Annotated in this window: 29 protein-coding genes; all 29 read right to left on the bottom strand. The window is 53.1% G+C overall.

Annotated features, from left to right (window positions below; all coding sequences use genetic code 11):
- Positions 1–6 precede the first annotated feature (6 nt).
- Positions 7–633 carry a 30S ribosomal protein S4 gene (rpsD, locus tag SRBAKS_RS17630; protein WP_229592246.1) on the bottom strand — a complete coding sequence of 209 codons (627 nt, stop codon included), beginning with the start codon at positions 631–633 and terminating at the stop codon, positions 7–9.
- Between the two features lie 15 nt (positions 634–648).
- Positions 649–1035 (bottom strand): 30S ribosomal protein S11, encoded by a 387-nt coding sequence (gene rpsK, locus SRBAKS_RS17625; RefSeq protein WP_229592243.1) that lies wholly within the window; start codon positions 1033–1035, stop codon positions 649–651.
- Positions 1036–1116: 81 nt separating this feature from the next.
- The gene (gene rpsM / locus SRBAKS_RS17620) at positions 1117–1488 is read right to left on the bottom strand and encodes a 30S ribosomal protein S13 (RefSeq protein ID WP_229592241.1); all 372 of its coding nucleotides are present in this window, start codon (positions 1486–1488) and stop codon (positions 1117–1119) included.
- Positions 1489–1500: 12 nt separating this feature from the next.
- Positions 1501–1614, bottom strand: coding sequence for a 50S ribosomal protein L36 (gene rpmJ, locus SRBAKS_RS17615; protein WP_014324049.1), 114 nt, complete (start codon positions 1612–1614; stop codon positions 1501–1503).
- Positions 1615–1743: 129 nt separating this feature from the next.
- Complete coding sequence (gene map / locus SRBAKS_RS17610) at positions 1744–2514, bottom strand: type I methionyl aminopeptidase (protein WP_229592239.1); 771 nt, start codon at positions 2512–2514, stop codon at positions 1744–1746.
- Positions 2515–2516: 2 nt separating this feature from the next.
- The gene (gene secY / locus SRBAKS_RS17605) at positions 2517–3827 is read right to left on the bottom strand and encodes a preprotein translocase subunit SecY (RefSeq protein ID WP_229592237.1); all 1311 of its coding nucleotides are present in this window, start codon (positions 3825–3827) and stop codon (positions 2517–2519) included.
- Between the two features lie 29 nt (positions 3828–3856).
- Positions 3857–4303, bottom strand: coding sequence for a 50S ribosomal protein L15 (rplO, locus tag SRBAKS_RS17600; protein WP_229592235.1), 447 nt, complete (start codon positions 4301–4303; stop codon positions 3857–3859).
- On the bottom strand, positions 4303–4473 hold the full coding sequence (gene rpmD / locus SRBAKS_RS17595) for a 50S ribosomal protein L30 (protein ID WP_229592233.1): 171 nt from the start codon (positions 4471–4473) through the stop codon (positions 4303–4305). Before rpmD ends, rplO begins: the two co-directional genes overlap by 1 nt.
- An 11-nt stretch (positions 4474–4484) precedes the next feature.
- A complete protein-coding gene (gene rpsE / locus SRBAKS_RS17590; protein WP_229592231.1) occupies positions 4485–4976 on the bottom strand; it encodes a 30S ribosomal protein S5 in 492 nt (163 codons plus the stop codon).
- A 17-nt stretch (positions 4977–4993) separates the two neighbouring features.
- The gene (gene rplR / locus SRBAKS_RS17585) at positions 4994–5353 is read right to left on the bottom strand and encodes a 50S ribosomal protein L18 (protein ID WP_229592229.1); all 360 of its coding nucleotides are present in this window, start codon (positions 5351–5353) and stop codon (positions 4994–4996) included.
- An 11-nt stretch (positions 5354–5364) separates the two neighbouring features.
- Complete coding sequence (gene rplF / locus SRBAKS_RS17580; RefSeq protein WP_229592227.1) at positions 5365–5901, bottom strand: 50S ribosomal protein L6; 537 nt, start codon at positions 5899–5901, stop codon at positions 5365–5367.
- 12 nt (positions 5902–5913) lie between these two features.
- On the bottom strand, positions 5914–6297 hold the full coding sequence (gene rpsH / locus SRBAKS_RS17575; protein ID WP_229592225.1) for a 30S ribosomal protein S8: 384 nt from the start codon (positions 6295–6297) through the stop codon (positions 5914–5916).
- Positions 6298–6312: 15 nt separating this feature from the next.
- On the bottom strand, positions 6313–6498 hold the full coding sequence (locus SRBAKS_RS17570) for a type Z 30S ribosomal protein S14 (protein WP_229592223.1): 186 nt from the start codon (positions 6496–6498) through the stop codon (positions 6313–6315).
- An 11-nt stretch (positions 6499–6509) separates the two neighbouring features.
- The gene (rplE, locus tag SRBAKS_RS17565; RefSeq protein ID WP_229592221.1) at positions 6510–7049 is read right to left on the bottom strand and encodes a 50S ribosomal protein L5; all 540 of its coding nucleotides are present in this window, start codon (positions 7047–7049) and stop codon (positions 6510–6512) included.
- Between the two features lie 8 nt (positions 7050–7057).
- Entirely contained in the window at positions 7058–7381 is a 324-nt protein-coding gene (gene rplX, locus SRBAKS_RS17560) for a 50S ribosomal protein L24 (protein ID WP_163808123.1), read from the bottom strand.
- A 7-nt stretch (positions 7382–7388) separates the two neighbouring features.
- On the bottom strand, positions 7389–7757 hold the full coding sequence (gene rplN, locus SRBAKS_RS17555; RefSeq protein WP_229592219.1) for a 50S ribosomal protein L14: 369 nt from the start codon (positions 7755–7757) through the stop codon (positions 7389–7391).
- 14 nt (positions 7758–7771) lie between these two features.
- Positions 7772–8038, bottom strand: a complete 267-nt coding sequence (gene rpsQ / locus SRBAKS_RS17550) for a 30S ribosomal protein S17 (RefSeq protein WP_229592217.1) — start codon at positions 8036–8038, stop codon at positions 7772–7774.
- A 4-nt stretch (positions 8039–8042) separates the two neighbouring features.
- Positions 8043–8237: a 50S ribosomal protein L29 gene (rpmC, locus tag SRBAKS_RS17545; RefSeq protein WP_229592215.1), complete on the bottom strand. Its 195-nt coding sequence runs from the start codon at positions 8235–8237 to the stop codon at positions 8043–8045.
- 1 nt (position 8238) lies between these two features.
- A complete protein-coding gene (gene rplP / locus SRBAKS_RS17540) occupies positions 8239–8652 on the bottom strand; it encodes a 50S ribosomal protein L16 (RefSeq protein WP_229592213.1) in 414 nt (137 codons plus the stop codon).
- On the bottom strand, positions 8652–9293 hold the full coding sequence (gene rpsC / locus SRBAKS_RS17535; protein WP_229592211.1) for a 30S ribosomal protein S3: 642 nt from the start codon (positions 9291–9293) through the stop codon (positions 8652–8654). The genes rplP and rpsC overlap by 1 nt, the downstream gene beginning before the upstream one ends.
- 1 nt (position 9294) lies before the next feature.
- Positions 9295–9627 (bottom strand): 50S ribosomal protein L22, encoded by a 333-nt coding sequence (rplV, locus tag SRBAKS_RS17530; RefSeq protein ID WP_229592209.1) that lies wholly within the window; start codon positions 9625–9627, stop codon positions 9295–9297.
- A gap of 14 nt (positions 9628–9641) precedes the next feature.
- Entirely contained in the window at positions 9642–9911 is a 270-nt protein-coding gene (gene rpsS / locus SRBAKS_RS17525; RefSeq protein ID WP_229592207.1) for a 30S ribosomal protein S19, read from the bottom strand.
- A 12-nt stretch (positions 9912–9923) separates the two neighbouring features.
- On the bottom strand, positions 9924–10754 hold the full coding sequence (rplB, locus tag SRBAKS_RS17520) for a 50S ribosomal protein L2 (RefSeq protein WP_229592205.1): 831 nt from the start codon (positions 10752–10754) through the stop codon (positions 9924–9926).
- 2 nt (positions 10755–10756) lie between these two features.
- A complete protein-coding gene (gene rplW / locus SRBAKS_RS17515) occupies positions 10757–11050 on the bottom strand; it encodes a 50S ribosomal protein L23 (protein ID WP_229592203.1) in 294 nt (97 codons plus the stop codon).
- A complete protein-coding gene (gene rplD, locus SRBAKS_RS17510; protein WP_229592201.1) occupies positions 11050–11670 on the bottom strand; it encodes a 50S ribosomal protein L4 in 621 nt (206 codons plus the stop codon). Before rplD ends, rplW begins: the two co-directional genes overlap by 1 nt.
- A 12-nt stretch (positions 11671–11682) precedes the next feature.
- Positions 11683–12315 (bottom strand): 50S ribosomal protein L3, encoded by a 633-nt coding sequence (gene rplC, locus SRBAKS_RS17505; RefSeq protein ID WP_229592199.1) that lies wholly within the window; start codon positions 12313–12315, stop codon positions 11683–11685.
- Between the two features lie 10 nt (positions 12316–12325).
- A complete protein-coding gene (gene rpsJ / locus SRBAKS_RS17500) occupies positions 12326–12646 on the bottom strand; it encodes a 30S ribosomal protein S10 (RefSeq protein WP_229592197.1) in 321 nt (106 codons plus the stop codon).
- A 133-nt stretch (positions 12647–12779) separates the two neighbouring features.
- Positions 12780–14852: an elongation factor G gene (gene fusA / locus SRBAKS_RS17495; RefSeq protein WP_283816498.1), complete on the bottom strand. Its 2073-nt coding sequence runs from the start codon at positions 14850–14852 to the stop codon at positions 12780–12782.
- 15 nt (positions 14853–14867) lie between these two features.
- A complete protein-coding gene (gene rpsG, locus SRBAKS_RS17490; RefSeq protein ID WP_229592195.1) occupies positions 14868–15338 on the bottom strand; it encodes a 30S ribosomal protein S7 in 471 nt (156 codons plus the stop codon).
- Positions 15339–15364: the final 26 nt, after the last annotated feature.

The following is a 15364-nucleotide window of genomic DNA, read 5'->3' as shown; positions in this document are numbered from 1 at the left end:
CCCTATTTACTTGGAGTACAATTCGACAATAAGCTGCTCGTTGATCGGGAACTGGATATCGTCCCGGCTCGGCATGGCCTTAACCGTGCCCTTGAAGTTGGCACCGTCGCTTTCCAGCCATTCGGGACAACCGCGACGAGCGATGACTTCCTGGGCCTCGTTGATCACAGGGATCTTACGGGCTTCCTCGCGGACCTCAATGACGTCTTCAGCTTTAACCTGCATGGACGGAATGTTCACACGGCGGCCATTGAGCTTGAAGATGCCATGAAGCACCAACTGACGAGCCTGGTTGCGAGAGTTGGCAAAGCCAAGGCGGTAAATCACGTTGTCGAGACGACGTTCGAGGAGCATCAACAGGTTGTGACCGGTGACGCCCTTCATGCCGTCGGCACGATGGTAGTACATACGGAACTGGCCTTCGAGCACGCCGTACATACGGCGAACTTTCTGCTTTTCACGCAACTGGATGGCGTAATCGCTCATCTTGTGACGCATGCGGCCGGAATGTCCCGGGGGGTACGGACGCTTTTCGTAAGCGCACTTATCAGTGTAGCAACGGTCGCCTTTGAGGAAGAGCTTTTCGCCCTCACGACGACACAGCTTGCATTTAGCTTGTGTATATCTTGCCACGATAATTCTCCTTAATTAGACCCTGCGGCGTTTCGGCGGACGGCAACCATTGTGGGGAATCGGTGTGATATCCCGAATGAAGGTCACCTTGAAACCAGCGTTGTTGATGGCGCGCATGGCGGCCTCACGTCCGGAGCCAGGGCCCTTGACGTAAATGCCGACTGTACGCATGCCGGAATCCTGAGCGCGCTTGGCGGCGGATTCAGCAGCCATCTGTGCCGCGAAAGGAGTAGACTTGCGGGAGCCCTTAAAATGAGCACCAGCGGAAGCCCAACTGACGACATTGCCTTTAACATCGGTAAAAGTCACGATCGTGTTATTGAACGTGGCTTTCACATGGGCAATACCGACGGGAATGTTCTTCTTTTCTTTTTTCTTCCCAGATCGACGGGGTTTAGCCATTGCCTTTATCTCCGTTGAATAAAAGTCTTATAAAACGTCCAGGTGCAGACGTGCACCTAAACGATATTCGCGTAAACGAACTTATTTCTTCTTACGGCCCATGACGGAACGGCGGGGACCCTTACGGGTACGGGCGTTGGTCTTGGATTTCTGACCGCGAACGGGCAGACCGCGACGATGGCGCAGGCCACGGTAGCAACCAATGTCCATCAGGCGTTTAATGTTGGTGGAAATCTCACGGCGGAGATCACCCTCAACTTTGTAATTATTTTCAATCTCGGTACGGATGGCAGAAACTTCATCAGCAGTGAGGTTGTCACTGTTGGTGTTCAGGTCTACCTTAGTATCAGCGAGAATCTTCAGGGCCATGGTCCGGCCGATGCCGTAAATGTACGTCAGCGCAATATCCATGCGCTTATTCTTCGGCAGATCAACACCAGCAATACGTGCCATAGTTATTTCCCTCTATCCTTGACGCTGCTTGTGGCGGGGGTTCTCACAGATGACCCGGAGCACACCATTGCGCCTGATTACTTTGCACTTTGAACACATTTTTTTAACAGAAGGTCTGACTTTCATGACCATTCTCCAATGTCTAAATAACAATAATGCCAACGCCCCCTTTCAGGGGTGGCCTTTTAAACGAAGCTGTATCTGATACAGCGTTTTCCTGTAAAGAGCAAGTCTAAATTTCCCATCTCCATGGGATCAATCAGACAAACTCAATATCCTTGGTCCGCCGGAGGTAACAGCAATGGTATGCTCAAAATGAGCAGACAGTTTCCTGTCCTTGGTTACTGCTGTCCAATTATCCTCAAGAACATCAACTTCGTGGGTCCCAACCGTGACCATCGGCTCAATGGCAAGCACCATCCCGGCCTTTAGAGGAATGCCGGTCATGCCCTTGGGGACGAAGTTGGGGATCTCTGGCTTTTCATGAAGATGACTGCCGATCCCGTGTCCTACAAAACGACGAACTATTCCAAAGCCAAACCCTTCGACATATGACTGGATTGCCGCGGAGATGTCATACAGGTTGTTTCCAGGTATGGCTTGTTCGATACCTTTATACAGAGACTCACGAGTTACATCCATGAGTTTCTGCGTCTCTTCAGCAACTTGCCCTACACCAAAAGTACGTGCGGAGTCACCAAAAAAACCATTATACACGACGCCCATATCAAAACTGACAATGTCTCCTTCCGTAATAATTCGCTCTTCGGAAGGAAAGCCGTGCACTATTTCTTCATTGACAGAACAACAAAGCGCAAAGGGAAAACCCTGGTACCCAAGGAATGCCGGACGTACATCGTACTCTTTGCACCTGGCTCTGCAAATCTCCTCGAAGTGCATGGTGGAAACGCCTGGTTTGACGTTTTCACCGAGCTCATCGAGAATCCGGGAAACAATACGATTGGCCTCACGCATGAGGCCAATCTCTTTGTCGTTCTTAAGGAAGACTCCCCTGAATTTTTTCAAGGTTAACGCCTGCCCTTCAGTTTATTACCTTTCCCCATCAAACCTTCATACTGACGCGAAATCAGATAGGATTCGATCTGGCCCATGAAATCCATGGCCACGCCGACCACGATCAGCAAAGAAGTACCACCGAAATAAAACGGGACACTGAATTTACTAATCAGAACCATTGGCAGCACACACACCGCAGACACATACAAGGCTCCCCACAGAGTAATGCGGGCCAGCACTTTATCGATGTGCTCACGAGTGCGGTTACCCGGACGAATGCCCGGTATGAAGCCGCCCTGCTTCTGGATGTTCTCTGCTATTCCCTTGGGATCAAACATGATCGCCGTATAGAAATAGCAGAAGAAGATGATGATTCCGATGAACAAAAGATTGTACACAATGGAATCAGGGCTCAGGAAACTGGAGAAATCCTTGAGAAACTCGTTGTTCGAAAACTGTGCGAGTGTCGCAGGGAACATCAGTATGGATGAGGCGAAGATGGGAGGGATAACACCAGCGGTGTTAATCTTCAAGGGCAGGTGCGTAGTCTGCCCACCCATCATTCTCCGACCATGCTGACGCTTGGCATAGTGAATCGGAATCCTGCGCTGACCACGCTCCATAAAGACGATGAAGGCCAACGTAGCAGCCATCACAACCAGGAGGAAGATCAGGATAAACAGAGAGATTTCACCCAGAGTCATCAACTGCACGGTCTTGATCAGCGCGGACGGAAGGCCCGCGATGATACCGGCGTAGATAATCAGGGAGATACCGTTTCCGATTCCCTTTTCAGTCATTTGTTCCCCCAACCACATCAGGAACACGGTTCCGGCGGTCAGGGTCAATATAGTCATCAATTTGAACCCGATACCGGAGAACAGGACCATGGGTGCACCCGTGGGTGAACTCATGGACTCAAGACCGGTGGCAATGGCAAAGCCCTGCACGATGGTAATGAGTACGGTCCCGTATCTGGTATACTGGGTTATTTTCTTTCGTCCAGCCTCGCCTTCTTCTTTCTGAAGACGCTTGAGCTCCGGGCTGACAACAGTCAGAAGCTGCAAGATGATCGAGGCCGAGATGTACGGCATGATCCCCAGGGCAAAGATGGACATCTTGCTGAGTCCACCACCTGAGAACATGTCGAATATCCCGAAGAGGGTGTTTTGCGCCTGTGCGAAAAACTCGGACAGCGCAGCACTATCGACGCCGGGAATAGGGATGTGAATGCCCATCCGGTAGACAGCGAGCAGTGCGAACGTCCAGAGCAGCTTGTTACGCAGCTCAGGCAACCGGGCAATGTTATCAACTCCTGACATCGTCTAAGTACCCTTCCGAACCAATAGAGTTAGGCTTCAATGGCCTTGGCAGTGCCGCCGGCCTTGGCAATTTTATCGGCAGCAGACGCGCTGAAGCGATGAGCTTCAATGGTCACAGCCGTTGCGACATCACCAGTACCAAGGACTTTGACGGGAGCGCCATTTTTAACAACGCCACGGTCATACATGTCCTTAAGGGTGATCTCTTCCTTGCCTTCGAACATGGCCAGCAAACGACCAACGTTCACAGCTTCGTACTCTTCACGGAAGGGATTCTTGAATCCGCGCTTGGGCAGACGACGAGCCAGAGGCATCTGGCCGCCTTCAAAACCGGGACGAACACCACCGCCGGAGCGGGAGTTCTGACCCTTGTGACCCTTGGCAGAGGTTTTACCCCAGCCGGAGCCGGAGCCGCGACCAATGCGCTTGCGATTCTTGTACTCTTCCGGGAAGGCGTAGAGTTCATGCAGTCTCATTATTCTACTACCTCCACCAGGTGCCTGACCTTATAGATCATGCCGCGGATAACAGGATTGTCATCGTGCTCTTTGACATGATTGATTCTGCGCAGGCCCAAAGCTTCCAGGGTTTTAACCTGATCAGGCTTGCACGCAATCTTACTTTTGATCTGTTTAACTTTTATCACGGCGATCTCCTTTACTTTCTCGGAGTAGAAACCGGGACTCCGCGCAGGGCGGAAACTTCCTCGGCGCTCCGAAGCGACTCGAGACCGGCAATAGTGGCACGCAGCACGTTGTGCGGATTATTGGTGCCAATAGCCTTGGTCAGGATGTCATGGACGCCAACGGCTTCCATGATCGCACGAACGGGACCACCGGCGATGATACCGGTACCACGGCTTGCAGGCTTCAAAACAACGCGGCCTGCACCATAGCGTCCCAGAACCTCATACGGAAGGGTGCCGTCCAGCAGAGGAACATTGATCATGCTCTTCTTGGCGCGTTCAGACGCCTTGCGAATGGCTTCAGGCACTTCGTTGGCCTTTCCCAGTCCATATCCGACTCCACCTTCACCATCACCGACGACCACCAGGCAGCTGAAGCTGAAACGGCGGCCACCCTTGACAACCTTGGCGACTCGATTGAGGTAGACGATTTTTTCAATCAATCCACTTTCATTCTGTTCCATTTTTCTTTCCTAGCTACCTAGAATTTAAGCCCGGCTTCGCGGGCGCCGTCGGCAAGAGCTTTGACCTTGCCGTGATAGATGTAACCATTCCGGTCGAAGACAACAGTTTCGATTTTCTTTGCCTGGGCGACTTCGGCGATAGCCTTGCCGACCTTGGCAGCGGAATCCTTGTTGGCCTTCAGAGACTCGCCATCCTTGTTCAGCACCTGAGTGCTGGTGGATGCCAAGGTCACGCCATTCACGTCGTCCACCAACTGAGCATAGATATGCTGATTGGAACGGAAGACGACCAGGCGAGGCCGTGCCTCGGTACCGGATATTTTCTTTCTGATGCGAGGCTTGCGACGAAGCCTCTGTGCATTCTTGCTTTTGCTCATGACTTATACCCCTACTTAGCGCCGGATTTACCAGCCTTGCGGCGGATATATTCGTCGATGTACTTGATGCCCTTACCCTTGTAGGGTTCCGGCGGACGTACGCGGCGGATCTGAGCCGCTACTTCACCGACAAGCTGCTTATCGATGCCGGAGATGGTCAGCTTGATGCCTTCCGCCTTGGCTTCGAGACCGGCAGGCAGGTCGAACTCGACCGGATGGGAAAACCCAACGGCCAGAACAACTTTCTTACCTTGCACCGATACTTTATATCCAACGCCGATGACTTCCAGGGTCTTCTCGAAGCCCTTGGTCACACCGTCAACGCAGTTGGCAAGCAGGGTCCTACGAAGACCATGCTGACCACGCGCATTGCGGGAATCATCAACGCGAGAGACATATACCTTGCCATCCTCGATCTTATACTCAACGGTCGGATCGACCGGAGTCTTCAAGGTCCCCTTAGGGCCCTTAACCTGGATCTCGGAGGCTCCAACAGACACCTCAACACCCGAAGGGATGTCGATGGGATTCTTTCCTATACGAGACATTATGGAACCTCTTTACCAGATTTCGCAGAGCAGCTCGCCGCCAACATTGGCCTCTTTGGCCTTGGCGCCCTCGAGCAGTCCCTTTGAGGTGGACACGATACAAATACCGATGCCGTTCTGGACACGGGGGATATCAGATGCACCAACATACACACGGCGACCGGGCTTACTGACTTTTTTCAAGCCAGTAATGAGCGGTTTGCCTGCGGCGTACTTGAGCTTAATACTGATGCCCCTGTCCTCGACAGCGTAGTCGGTGATATAACCTTCTTCCTTCAGAATACCCGCAATGGATGATTTCATCTTGGAAGTGGGTACGGCGACATCAGTATGATAAGCGCCATACGCATTCCGGATGCGGGTCAACATGTCGGCTACAGGATCAACAACAGCCATTTCATTTCTCCTTAATTACCAGCTCGCCTTGCGGACGCCAGGAAGTTCCCCAGCGAGAGCCTTGTTGCGGAAGCAAATACGGCAAATGCCGTAGCGCCTCAGAAAAGCCCGAGGACGGCCACAAATCGGACAACGATTGTAGGCGCGAACCTTGAACTTGGGTTTGCGGCGTGCCTTAACACGTAAGCTTGTTTTGGCCACTTTCCGTCCTCCTACTTTTTAAAGGGCATGCCAAGGAGATCAAGCAGAGTCTTGCTTTCCTTGTCAGTCTTGGCAGATGTGCACACAGTCACGTTCATACCCTTCACTAACTCAACCCTATCGATGTCAAGCTCAGGGAAGATGGTGTGTTCCTTGATACCCATTGTGAAGTTACCACGACCGTCAAAACCGCGATCGGGAATGCCGCGGAAGTCGCGGACACGGGGCAGAGCAAAGCTCACGAGCTTGTCATAAAAGTCCCACATTGCATCGCCGCGCAGTGTTACGCGAGTACCGACCGGCATACCTTCACGCAATTTAAACTGCGCGATGGATTTCTTTGCCAGGGTGACAACGGCCTTCTGGCCAGCGATGGCGGTCAATTCCTTAACAGCGGGTTCGATGAGCTTGCTGTTCTGGCTAGCTTCACCGAGGCCGATGTTCAGGGAGATCTTCGTCAATTTCGGGATCTCCATGGAAGAGGAATAACCGTACTCCTTGAGGAGCTCGGGGACGACCTTTTCATTATATACTTGTTCGAGACGTGTCATACTGATTCCTATTTGAAGGTCTCGTTGCACTTCTTGCAGAAGCGGACCTTCTTTCCATCTTCAGTCTTCTTGTACCCTACCCGCGTGGGCTTGGTGCATGCGTCGCATACAATAGCCACATTGGATACATGGATAGGGGCTTCCTTCTCGATAATTCCGCCGGGTTGTTGGGCATAGGGGTTCGCCTTGGTGTGGCGCTGAACCATGTTGACTTTCTCAACCAGAACTTTGTCCTGCTTCTTGAGAATCTTCAACACCTTGCCGATCTTACCCTTGTCTTTCCCGGCGATGACCATGACCTTGTCGTCTTTACGAATTTTAGTCTTCATCATCAAATCCTTACAGGACCTCGGGAGCGAGGGATATGATCTTCATGAAACCGGCTGCACGGAGTTCGCGAGCCACAGGTCCGAAAATACGGGTACCTACGGGATCGCCACCGGTGCCGAGCAGCACAGCGGAATTGTTGTCGAACTTTATGTAAGAGCCATCGGGACGACCGAAGCCCTTCTTGGTGCGAACGACAACCGCCTTCATAACCGAGCCCTTCTTCACTTTGGAATGGGGCATGGCTTCTTTGACGGACACTACAATAATATCGCCGACGCCTGCATAACGACGCTTGGAACCACCAAGCACCTTGATGCACTGGACCTTCTTGGCTCCAGAGTTGTCAGCAACGTCAAGATTGGATTCAACTTGTATCATGTTTCCTCCTAACCCTAGACGGCCTTTTCGAGGATCTGTACCAGATGCCACCGCTTGCGGCGGCTCAGGGGCCTCGATTCGACGATCTGCACCTTATCGCCAACACCGCAATCATTAGCCGGATCATGGGCCATGAATTTTTTGCGACGGCGAATGTACTTCTTCAGCAGCGGATGCTTCACCAGGGTCTCGACGCGGACGACAATTGTCTTGTCAGCCTTGTCGGAGATCACCAGGCCGGTGAGCACACGCTTGTTGCCTTGGTATTTAAACTCAGCCATTTCTCTACGCTCCCTGTCGTTCCCGCTGAATAGTCAGGATACGGGCGATGGTCTTTTTGGCGCCGCTGAGAGCTGTGGTGGTCTCGAGCTGAGCTGTGGCATGCTTGAAACGCATGGAAAACAGCTCGTGTCGGGTTTCCGTCAGCTTTTCGTTCAGCTTGGCGTCATCCAGTTCACGAAGTTCCTTGGAAGTAAGCATGTTATATACCCTCCTTCACAACGATAGCAGTCTTGATCGGGAGCTTGTAGGAAGCACGTTTCAGGGCTTCCTTGGCGAGCTCGATGTCGACGCCTTTTACTTCGTACATGATACGACCCGGTTTCACCGGTGCAACCCAACCGTCGGGTGCGCCTTTACCCTTACCCATGCGGACTTCCGCGGGCTTGGAGGTGACGGGGAAATCAGGGAAGATGCGAATCCAGACCTTACCGCCGCGCTTGATGTGTCGCATGATGGCGACACGAGCGGACTCAATCTGCTGGCTTGTGATCTTTCCGTGCTCCAGTGCCTTCAGGCCGATATCGCCGAAGGACACGCTGTTACCCCGTTGGGCCTTGCCTCTGAGGCGGCCTTTCTGCCGCTTTCTGAATTTTACTCGTTTTGGAGCAAGCATTACTGTTCTACCTCTTTGTCCAGAATCTCACCCTTGAAGATCCAGACCTTGACTCCGATTACGCCGTAAGTAGTAGCTGCTTCGGCAAAACCGTAATCAATGTCGGCACGGAGAGTGTGCAAAGGCACACGACCATCACGGTACCACTCGCCACGTGCGATTTCAGCGCCGGCAAGCCGACCTGCACACGCAACTTTGATACCCTCGGCGCCGAATTTCCTGGCAAGGCCCACCGTACGCTTCATGGCACGGCGGAAGGCAATTCGACGTTCAAGCTGCTGGGCGATGTTCTCAGCTACGAGCTGAGCTTCAACCTCCGGTCGACGGATCTCGTTGACCTCAATGGTGAATTCAGTTTGAAACTTGCTACGCAATTCTTCACGCAGCTTTTCTATCTCTACACCCTTGCGACCGATAACGATACCGGGACGCGCGGTGTGGATGATCAGGCGGATCTTGCCACCGGCACGCTCGATTTCGAGACGTGCAACGCCGGCTTGATACAATTTTTTCTTAACGAACTTGCGAACCTGGTCGTCCTGAAGGACGAATGCAGGATAGTCCTTTCTGCTGTACCAGCGGGACAGCCAGTTCTTGTTATACCCCAGACGAAAACCGTAAGGATGTACTTTCTGTCCCATACTACTGTTCCTTCACTACGATGGTAATGTGGCTGGTACGCTTACGAATACGGTAAGCGCGGCCCATGGCACGCGGCTGAATGCGTTTCCAGGTCGGACCTTCGTTAATCATGATCGTGTCAACGATCAGGGAATCGACATCGACTCCGGGCATCTGCTCTGCGTTGGAAACGGCGGAGTAGAGAACCTTGCTGAGAATCTTCGCGGCTTTCTTCGGAGTGAACCGGAGAATGTTGAGAGCATCTTCGACGCCCTTGCCTTTGATGTTCTCAGCAACAATACGGGTCTTGCGCGGAGAGACGCGAATGAACTTTGCGACTGCTTTAGCTTCCATGATGTCCTCCTACCCTACTTCTTTTTATCGGCGATGTGGCCGAAGTAGGTACGGGTGGGGGAAAATTCACCCAGTTTGTGTCCGACCATGTTTTCAGTCACGAACACAGGGATGAACTTCCGACCATTATGGACAGCGAAAGTCATACCGACCATCTCAGGGACGATCGTGGAACGGCGCGACCAAGTCTTGATCACGCGACGATCCTGATTTTCAGAAGCCACTTGGATTTTCTTGATCAGGTGACCGTCAAGGAACGGGCCCTTTTTAAGAGATCTAGGCATTAGTATATACTCCTACTTCTGGCCGCGGCGTTTGACGATGAGCTTCGAAGAAGCCTTCTTCTTGTTCCGGGTCTTGTAACCCTTGGCCGGGGTACCCCACGGGGACACCGGATGGCGACCACCGGAACTACGACCTTCACCACCACCCAGCGGGTGATCGATCGGGTTCATTGCAACACCACGAACCTTCGGGCGACGGCCAAGCCAGCGATTACGTCCGGCCTTACCGATCTTGATGTTCTCATGATGGATATTACCAACCTGACCGACAGTGGCACAACAAGTGGCCAGGACCTTGCGGACCTCACCGGAAGGCATGCGCAGGAGAGCGTATTTACCCTCTTTAGCAATCAGCTGTGCGTAGGTACCGGCTGCACGACAGAACTGACCACCCTTACCGGGCTGCAGTTCAATGTTGTGAACGATGGTACCGGTCGGAACCTGGGACAGCGCCATGGCGTTGCCCGGCTTGATGTCTGCACCCTCGCCAGCGAGGATGGTATCGCCCTGATTCAGGCCGACAGGAGCCAGGATGTAACGCTTTTCGCCGTCTGCGTAATGCAGAAGAGCGATACGTGCGCTGCGGTTCGGATCGTATTCGATCTCGGCAACCTTGGCAGTGATGCCAACCTTGTTGCGCTTGAAATCAACGATACGGTACAGAGTCTTGTGACCACCGCCGCGACGGCGCATGGTGACACGACCATTGTTGTTGCGACCGGCCTTTTTGGTCAGGCCCTTGGTCAGCGACTTCTCAGGAGTGGACCGGGTGATTTCCGCAAAGTCGGAAATGGTCTGGAACCGGCGCCCCGGAGAAGTAGGCTTAAGCTTACGGGTTGCCATGGTTACACTCCTTCGAAGATTTCGATTTTATCGCCTGCGGCAAGCTTGACGTATGCCTTCTTGTAGCCGGAAATCCGACCACCAGTGGCACGGCCGAACTTCATGCGCGGCATAGCTTTCTTAGCAACGATATTCACGGACTCTACCTTGACGTCAAAGGCAGTCTCGACAGCCTTCTTCACCTCGACCTTATTGGAATCGGGGTGGACGTAAAAAGAGACGTGATTGGATTGCTCTTTGATCTCGTTGGCCTTTTCAGACACGACGGGACGGAGCAGTACTTTCGAATAATCCATTACTTCAACCTCTCTTGAACGTCTTGAGCGGCGGCCTCGAGCATTACCAGCTGAGGGTAAAGCAGCACATCGTAAACATTCAGTTTGTCGGCTTCGATGACCTTGATGTGGGGCATGTTCCTTGCGGACAGCTCCAGGTTCTTGTCAGCGTTCTTGGCGACAATCAGGGTCTTGGTCATGCCGAGCTTTTCAGCAATAGCGGCGAAGGCCTTGGTCTTGATCTCGTCGAGATTGATGGCATTGACCACAGTGAGCTTCTCTTCGGAAGCGCGGGAGGACAGAGCCATTCTCAGGGCCAGCTTGCGGACCTTCTTGTTTACCTTGAAGGAGTAGTCGCGGGGCTGGGGACCAAAGGTGGTCGCACCGCCGCGCCACAGAGGCGAACGAACGGAGCCAGCGCGAGCACGACCGGTGCCTTTCTGGCGCCAGGGCTTGCGACCGCCGCCGGTCTTCAAAGCACGGTTCTTGGTGGCGTGGGTGCCCTGACGTACCGAAGCACGCTGAGCGCGAACAACGTGGTTGAGGATCTCGGGCATGATTTCTACCTCGAAAACCTCAGGAGCCAACTCAAAGTCGCCCACTTTCGTATTATTCTGATCTACAATATTGATTTTAGCCATGACGTATACCTCTTAGCCGTTCTTGCGGATCATCACGAGGCCGTTATTGGGGCCGGGCACTTGGCCCTTGACCAGGAGGACATTGTCCTCGGGCCTGACATCGACGATTTCCACGTTGCTCAAGGTCACACGTGCATTACCCATCTGACCGGGCATTTTCTTGCCCTTCCAGACACGGCCGGGGAAGGTGGCGTTACCGATAGAACCGGGAACGCGGTGAACCTTCTCTGCACCGTGGGAGGCGCGGGAGCCAGCGAAGTTGTGACGCTTCATGACACCCTGGAAACCTTTACCCTTGGAGGTACCGGTCACCTTGACTTTATCACCAGCGGCAAAAATGTCGACAGTGATTTCCTGGCCGAGCTCATACTCTTCAACGGCATCAAGGGGAAATTCCCGGAGAGTGCGGTAGAGTTCTTTGCCAGCCTTGGCCATGTGGCCTTTCATGGGCTTGTTCACCTTGCGCTCAGCAATGGCATCATAGCCGAGCTGCAGGGCGTTGTAGCCTTCATTGTCCTTGGTCTTGATCTGCATGACCGGGCAAGGACCAGCCTCGATTACGGTCACAGGACAGACAGTACCATCGTCCTTGAATATGCGAGTCATGCCCAGCTTCTTGCCAAGCAATCCGAGAGTCTTAGCCATAACTATACTCCTAGAGCTTGATCTCGACGTCCACGCCTGCGGGCAAGGAAAGCTTGCCAAGAGCGTCAACAGTCTGCTGAGTGGGTTCAAGAATATCCAGAAGACGCTTGTGAATGCGCATTTCGAACTGCTCACGAGACTTTTTGTCAACGTGAACAGACTTCTGGATGGTTGTACGATGGATATCGGTGGGCAGCGGCACGGGGCCGGCAATTGCCGCACCGGTATTCCGGGCGGTGTCAACGATCTCGGTGACAGCCTTGTCCAGAATACGGTAATCGTATGATCTCAATTTAATTCTGATGCGATCGCTCGCCATCGAAGCAGCCATAGTGCTTTCTCCTCAAAGGATTTATCTTTACCAGCGTCTCAAATAAAAAAAGGACGCTATTCATTGCAGCGACCGGGATGAGTACATCCCAGACGCCGCACTGTCAAGCAAAGGGAAAATCCTAGGCTCTACGTTAATCTGTACCTTTCATCAATTCATCAGCCAGGCTGTTCGGCAACTTTTCGTAGTGGTCGAACTGCATGGTGAATGTCGCCCTGCCCTGGGTCTTCGAACGAAGATCCGTGGCATACCCGAACATTTCGGACAGCGGGACGAAAGAACGAACAACCTGTACGCCTGCGCGGGCTTCCATTTCACCCACGCGGCCACGACGGCCATTCAAATCACCCATGACATCACCGAGGTAATCCTCGGGAGTCACTACTTCAACCGACATGATCGGCTCAAGCAGTACGGGCTTTGCATTGCGGCAGGCTTCCTTGATTGCCAGAGAACCGGCGATGTAGAAAGCCTGTTCGCTGGAGTCAACTTCGTGATAGGAGCCGTAAACCAGCTTGACCTTCACGTCGACAACCGGGAAACCAGCGACGATACCATTCTTCATGGCGTCGACAATGCCCTTACTAACAGCGGGGATGTATTCCTTGGGAATGACACCACCCTTGATTTCGTCTTCGAACTCGTAGCCCTTCTCAGGGTTGGGTTCGACTTCGAGGACAACGTGGCCATACTGACCACGACCACCAGACTGTTTGGCGTGCTTGACATCAACCTTTTTCGGTGCGGAGATGGTCTCTCGATATGCGACGCGGGGTGCACCCACGTTTGCGTTGACATTGAACTCCCTGAGAAGACGGTCAACGATGATTTCGAGGTGCAACTCGCCCATTCCTGCGATCAGGGTCTGTCCAGTCTCTTCGTCAGTCTTGACACGGAAAGACGGATCTTCCTTGGCAAGCTTGACCAGAGCGGCGGACAAGGTGTCGCGGTCAGCCTTAGTCTTGGGTTCGATAGCCACTTCGATGACCGAATCAGGGATATCAAGGGACTCCAGCACGACTGCGTGCTTGAGGTCGGACATGGTATCACCGGTGGCTACGTATTTGAGGCCGACGGCAGCGACGATGTCACCAGCGTATGCCTCTTTTATTTCTTCACGCTTGTTGGCGTGCATTTTCAGAAGACGACCAATGCGCTCTTTCTTGCCGGTGGCAGCGTTCATGACAGTGTCACCGCTGACGATCTTACCGGAGTAGATACGCAGGAAGGTCAGGTGACCGACAAAGGGGTCGGTCATAAGTTTGAAAGCAAGCGCTGCGAGCGGCTTATCGTCGTCGCAGGGGCACTCGATCTCTTCCTCGGAGTGAGGGTCAATACCCTTCATGATTTCGATGTCGAGCGGAGAAGGCATGTAATCAACAACAGCGTCAAGCAGGGGCTGAACGCCTTTGTTCTTGAATGCAGTACCACACAGCACGGGGCAGATGGCAAGGTTGGTGGTCGCCTTGCGAACGCCTTCACGCAGCTCCTCAGGAGTCAGCGCTTCGTCGGCCATGTACTTATCGAGAAGCACTTCGTCTTCTTCAACAACGGCTTCGATCATCTCGGTGCGCATCTCTTCATACTTGTCCTGCAGTTCTGCGGGGACATCGATGGTGGAGAAGCTGGCACCATGATCTTTATGATCATATATATATGCTTTGCCTTCAATCAGGTCGACAACGCCTTCGAATTCGTCTTCAGCGCCGATGGGCAGCTGAACGGGCACGGCTTTCGCGCCAAGGCGGGTCTTCATCATGTCAACGCAACGGAAGAAGTCCGCGCCAATGCGGTCCATCTTGTTGACAAAGGCCATACGGGGAACGCGGTAACGGTCCGCCTGACGCCATACGGTCTCGGACTGAGGCTCAACACCGGCAACGGAGTCAAAGACGGCTACAGCGCCGTCCAGGACGCGCAGGGCGCGCTCGACTTCCATAGTGAAGTCAACGTGACCGGGTGTGTCAATGATGTTGATGCGATGATCGCGCCACATGCAGGTGGTTGCAGCAGAGGTAATGGTAATACCACGCTCCTGCTCCTGAACCATCCAGTCCATGGTCGCTTCACCATCGTGAACTTCACCGATTTTATGGGATACACCGGTGTAAAACAAAATGCGCTCTGTAGTGGTAGTCTTACCCGCATCAATGTGGGCCATAATACCAATATTGCGCTGTTTATCTCTGGGGATCTTCCTGGGCACTTCGTTTCTCCGTGACTACCAGCGGTAGTGAGCAAAAGCTTTGTTAGCTTCTGCCATCTTGTGGGTGTCTTCGCGCTTTTTAACGGCGCCGCCACGGTTATTGAATGCGTCCAGAAGTTCGCCGGACAAACGGGCAACCATGCCCTTCTCACCACGACCGCGTGCGTAGCCGATCAGCCAGCGAATGGCCAGAGCGGTCTGACGGTCAGGACGAACTTCCAGAGGAACCTGGTAGGTCGCACCACCGACACGGCGGGACTTGACTTCCAAGGCCGGACGGATGTTGTCCAGGCACTTTTCAAAGGCCTTCAAAGGCTCTTCGTTTGTCTTGGCAGCCAGGGTTTCGATAGCCTGGTAGAAAATTCTTTCAGCAGTTGACTTCTTACCGTCCAACATAAGACGGTTGATGAAGCGAGTGATCAGTTTGCTGCCGTATACTGGATCCGGCAGGATCTGTCTCTTTTGGACAGGACCTTTACGAGGCATTTTTTTCTCCTTGAATTTCATCCGGG

It is taken from the genome of Pseudodesulfovibrio sediminis (assembly GCF_020886695.1).
In the GTDB taxonomy this organism is placed as follows: domain Bacteria; phylum Desulfobacterota; class Desulfovibrionia; order Desulfovibrionales; family Desulfovibrionaceae; genus Pseudodesulfovibrio; species Pseudodesulfovibrio sediminis.
The sequence above is the reverse complement of the archived record's forward strand: the minus strand, read 5'-3'. Positions and strand labels throughout refer to the sequence as shown.

Coding starts and splice junctions, on each gene's coding strand:
- rpmJ (WP_014324049.1), bottom strand. CDS start 1,614: ATGAAAGTCAGACCTTCTGTTAAAAAAATGTGTTCAAAGTGCAAAGTA.
- rplX (WP_163808123.1), bottom strand. CDS start 7,381: ATGATGAAGACTAAAATTCGTAAAGACGACAAGGTCATGGTCATCGCC.
- rpsJ (WP_229592197.1), bottom strand. CDS start 12,646: ATGGCTGCTTCGATGGCGAGCGATCGCATCAGAATTAAATTGAGATCA.
- rplD (WP_229592201.1), bottom strand. CDS start 11,670: ATGGCTAAAATCAATATTGTAGATCAGAATAATACGAAAGTGGGCGAC.
- rplO (WP_229592235.1), bottom strand. CDS start 4,303: ATGAGACTGCATGAACTCTACGCCTTCCCGGAAGAGTACAAGAATCGC.
- rplC (WP_229592199.1), bottom strand. CDS start 12,315: ATGGCTAAGACTCTCGGATTGCTTGGCAAGAAGCTGGGCATGACTCGC.
- rplV (WP_229592209.1), bottom strand. CDS start 9,627: ATGGAAGCTAAAGCAGTCGCAAAGTTCATTCGCGTCTCTCCGCGCAAG.
- secY (WP_229592237.1), bottom strand. CDS start 3,827: ATGTCAGGAGTTGATAACATTGCCCGGTTGCCTGAGCTGCGTAACAAG.
- rpsS (WP_229592207.1), bottom strand. CDS start 9,911: ATGCCTAGATCTCTTAAAAAGGGCCCGTTCCTTGACGGTCACCTGATC.
- rpsM (WP_229592241.1), bottom strand. CDS start 1,488: ATGGCACGTATTGCTGGTGTTGATCTGCCGAAGAATAAGCGCATGGAT.
- rplP (WP_229592213.1), bottom strand. CDS start 8,652: ATGCTTGCTCCAAAACGAGTAAAATTCAGAAAGCGGCAGAAAGGCCGC.
- rplB (WP_229592205.1), bottom strand. CDS start 10,754: ATGGCAACCCGTAAGCTTAAGCCTACTTCTCCGGGGCGCCGGTTCCAG.
- rpsH (WP_229592225.1), bottom strand. CDS start 6,297: ATGGCTGTTGTTGATCCTGTAGCCGACATGTTGACCCGCATCCGGAAT.
- rplF (WP_229592227.1), bottom strand. CDS start 5,901: ATGTCTCGTATAGGAAAGAATCCCATCGACATCCCTTCGGGTGTTGAG.
- rpmC (WP_229592215.1), bottom strand. CDS start 8,237: ATGCTTACTTCCAAGGAACTTCGTGAACTGGATGACGCCAAGCTGAAC.
- rpsK (WP_229592243.1), bottom strand. CDS start 1,035: ATGGCTAAACCCCGTCGATCTGGGAAGAAAAAAGAAAAGAAGAACATT.
- rpsE (WP_229592231.1), bottom strand. CDS start 4,976: ATGGAACAGAATGAAAGTGGATTGATTGAAAAAATCGTCTACCTCAAT.
- rplN (WP_229592219.1), bottom strand. CDS start 7,757: ATGATACAAGTTGAATCCAATCTTGACGTTGCTGACAACTCTGGAGCC.
- rplE (WP_229592221.1), bottom strand. CDS start 7,049: ATGACACGTCTCGAACAAGTATATAATGAAAAGGTCGTCCCCGAGCTC.
- rpsQ (WP_229592217.1), bottom strand. CDS start 8,038: ATGGCTGAGTTTAAATACCAAGGCAACAAGCGTGTGCTCACCGGCCTG.
- rplW (WP_229592203.1), bottom strand. CDS start 11,050: ATGGATTATTCGAAAGTACTGCTCCGTCCCGTCGTGTCTGAAAAGGCC.
- rplR (WP_229592229.1), bottom strand. CDS start 5,353: ATGAGCAAAAGCAAGAATGCACAGAGGCTTCGTCGCAAGCCTCGCATC.
- rpsC (WP_229592211.1), bottom strand. CDS start 9,293: ATGGGACAGAAAGTACATCCTTACGGTTTTCGTCTGGGGTATAACAAG.
- rpsG (WP_229592195.1), bottom strand. CDS start 15,338: ATGCCTCGTAAAGGTCCTGTCCAAAAGAGACAGATCCTGCCGGATCCA.